This window comes from Aliivibrio sp. 1S175, from assembly GCF_001690985.1.
GTDB lineage: Bacteria > Pseudomonadota > Gammaproteobacteria > Enterobacterales > Vibrionaceae > Aliivibrio.
In genome coordinates this window covers 1,202-4,537 of the sequence record NZ_MAJS01000032.1, presented here as the reverse complement: position 1 = coordinate 4,537, position 3,336 = coordinate 1,202, and the positions used below count along the sequence as shown (strand labels likewise).

Annotated in this window: 3 protein-coding genes; all 3 read left to right on the top strand. The window is 36.0% G+C overall.

Annotated elements, in window-relative coordinates; genetic code table 11:
* The first annotated feature begins 38 nt into the window (after positions 1-38).
* Entirely contained in the window at positions 39-950 is a 912-nt protein-coding gene (locus A6E06_RS11355; RefSeq protein WP_065591839.1) for a hypothetical protein, read from the top strand.
* 137 nt (positions 951-1,087) lie between these two features.
* Entirely contained in the window at positions 1,088-1,663 is a 576-nt protein-coding gene (locus A6E06_RS11350) for a class I SAM-dependent methyltransferase (RefSeq protein WP_016958925.1), read from the top strand.
* Between the two features lie 720 nt (positions 1,664-2,383).
* Positions 2,384-3,292 carry a DUF4238 domain-containing protein gene (locus A6E06_RS11345; RefSeq protein WP_065593062.1) on the top strand — a complete coding sequence of 303 codons (909 nt, stop codon included), beginning with the start codon at positions 2,384-2,386 and terminating at the stop codon, positions 3,290-3,292.
* The last annotated feature ends 44 nt before the right edge of the window (positions 3,293-3,336 follow it).

Below are 3,336 nucleotides of genomic sequence, written 5' to 3'. Positions count from 1 at the left end.
TTATGCAGGCGTTATAAGCAGTTCTAAATAGGAGAAATATGAAGTACTTCTTTGTTAAACAAATGATACTTGGTCAAACAGTTGCTTTGAAAATTGATGAACCAAAATTTGAAAAATTAAAATTATCGAGAGAAGTCCTTTTATCGGCTAAGGCTATTGAAGAAAAGTATGATCTTCTTGTCTCGAATTTTTTAGAACTAGAAAAGGAGATACTATCTCAATTAGCGCAACATATGATTTTTTCTCAACATTCATATCAACAATCTTATGAGCTTCAGAGCATTTTAAATAGAAGAGTAGTTAATCTACTTACTTCTACGAAATTGTACTATGACCAGATTGAAAAACATGTTCGCACTTGTATGAAAGGTCAGTGTAAATTTGGCAAAGAGGCTAAAAGTTACTTTAGCTCTGAATATGATGCTCATTTTGAGTATCGTTTTATGGAAGCTTTAAGAAATCATGTTCAACATTATGGTTTAGCTGTTCATTCATTGTCATTGCCTAGTAAGTGGGTTGGAGAAAGTGAGCAGAAACAGCTAATTAATCAGCTGAAAATTTATGCTACGAAAAATGAAATTTCACAAAATAAAGACTTCAAAAAAGTGGTTTTTCATGAAATGCCTGAAAAAGTAGAATTGATTAAAGCAATTAGAATTTATGTTGGCTGCTTTAGTCATGTACACAAACAAATTCGAGATTTAATACAAACAAATGTATCGTCATCTAGAACAGATATTGAAGCTATAATTAATTGTTATAAAGAAGCAAATGCTGGAGATGCAATAGGAATATATGCATACATTGTAGAAGTCGATAAGCCTACAGCAAAGCCGATTGAACAGTTTTCATTATTGCTAGATTGGGATAATGTTAGATTAAATCTTAGAGAAAAGAATCACTCATTTCCTAACATAAGTAAATGGCATGTTAGCGGAAGCTGCTTATAACAAATGCATCAACACGATTTACTACACTCGGCAATCTCAGTTTGCCGGGTGTTTCTCGTTTTAAGGCGTCAATTTTAAGTATGATTGCATAGTAGTAAACGTGTTATGCAGGCGTTATATGATTTAAGGAGAAATCTTTGAGTAATTGGGATGATGTTGCTGGTAAAGTTGAGTTTAATCTTCAATTAATCAGCGAGTTACTTATTAATACAGTTCCTTATTCTAGCCAAGTTCTCGATTTTGGTTGTGGGTATGGAAGAGTAACTAATGAGCTTTATGACTTAGGTTATAAAAGTATTTGTGGTGTTGATTCTTCATTGGAAATGATTAATCGTGGGAACAATGAATTCCCGCATCTAGAGCTGAACTACTCAAAAGGTTCACAACTTCCTTTTTCTGATTCTTCCTTTGATGCCATTGTTACGTGCGCTGTTTTTACATGCATTCCAGAGGCGCAAGTTAGGGTAAATGTTGTTTCTGAACTACTAAGAATTTTAAAGCCAAATGGAGTCATTTATTTAGCTGAATTTTGCTCTGATGAAAGTCTTTTTTTTACGTCTGGTGTTGGGGTTCCAATGTGGCACGGAACTCAAGTTGAAATTGAAAACATAGTTGATGGGTTTGTACTAGAAAAGTCTATCGTTGTTAATAATCAAACGATGACAGGGCATAATAGTAAGGCTTGTCACGTAGTGGCTAGAAAAATCATATAACAAAGCAATCAACACGATTTATTACATTCGGCGTTGTAGGTTTGTCTTTGGTTTTGGTGTTTAAGGCAGTAAAATTCAGCTAAGCCGTCGTAGTAATAAACGTGTTATTGCGGCGTTGTGCGTACTGAGTCCGAAATTTTTTGCACGGTTCATCAATAGAATCGCGGCTTTCGTAGTTTCGGCTTAGTAAGCGTGAATTTCTTCTTTGTTGCCTTTTGGTTTTCGTATTATCAGGTTCGGCAAATTAGCCCTTATTTCCCTAAGTTCAGGCGTTTCAGAAGCTATTTTACGCTTCAATTGTTCTTTGGTTATGCCTCATTTTAGTTTGCATAAGTGTTTTGCTCGCAGCATTTTCAATCCCAGTTGTGGCAAGGATATTTGGTTTATCAGTTCCAAACTTGCTGAAATCAAGACGTTCAAATAGTGTAAAAAATGTATCTGTTTTCCATTCACCTTATCTCGCAATTTAAGAATATTTTGTTCGCTTAATTGGCATTGGTAAATTAAAATCAGGGCTTAGAATATCTTGGCAGGGCAGTTCTTTACCAAGCTGACCAAGCCGAAAGTAAGCACGCACAACAATCGCATCAACACGATTTATTACATTCGGCGTTCTGGGTTTGTCTTTAGTTTTGTGATTAAGGCGGTTAATTCAGGTTGGTTTGCATAGTAATAAACGTGTTATGCCAGCGTTATGCGATTTATTGGAGTAAGTAACTAGTGGCAAAGAAAAAACCTCTATCTCATTATGTACCAAAGTTTAGTAATAAATACTGGGCTGATGAATCTAACTTCATATCTTACTTTTGGTGTGAGTTCACTGGATCCGTTAAAAAAGAACCAAAAGGAAAAAAACAGTGGGGTCGAAAGAGAGGCTTGTACTCTTGGGCTGTTGAAAATGCCCTAGACAAAAATCTAGAGACTAAAGTTGCTCCACTTTATGAAAAACTCATTACCTATAATGAACTCAATCGAGATGAACGTTTTTTATGGGCACAATTTATCTTGTCCCAATTAGTTCGTACTCCTAGTTATATGGAATATGAAAAGAAGTCGGCCGAATTAACTGGTGTTAAATCAAAACCAACTTGTGACCGAGTAGGGTGCCAAGAATGTCTCGATTTGAATTTTGTAGCCAATAGGAACTGGTTGTTATTGAAAACTCACAGTGACGACTATTTAGTAAGATCTGATAATCCTGTTTTACAAACGGGGTTTATCGAACTTCCTGATAGCTATATTCTCTACCCTTTGACGCCTAACTTATGCTTTGTCGCTACACCAATGAGTGATAGTTGGAACCCTTTTGACGATAATATTAATCCAATTATGGGTTATGAGATGCCCAAAGGGTGGGCTCACATGGTTAACTTTTATCTGTCAAAGTCAGCCTATCGTTCACTAGTACTCAGCCCAGAACATGTTGGTATCATTTCTGATACCATGTTTACAGAGGTATTGGGTGCATACCCTCAGCCACCTTTCTCGCTACACGTAACAGAAAAACAATTTGCTGACTCGGCATTCGATAGTATCAGGCGAATAATGTCTATTACTGATGGCTATAATTATCCTAAATGGGAAATAGAAAGGTTAACCCCTGATTATCCTGAAGAAACAATCGCATAACAAATGCATCAACACGATTTACTACACTCGGCGTTGTCAGTTTG

What these genes read in the sequence shown, in the direction of transcription:
- A6E06_RS11355 (WP_065591839.1), top strand. Translation starts at nt 39, where the DNA reads ATGAAGTACTTCTTTGTTAAACAAATGATACTTGGTCAAACAGTTGCT.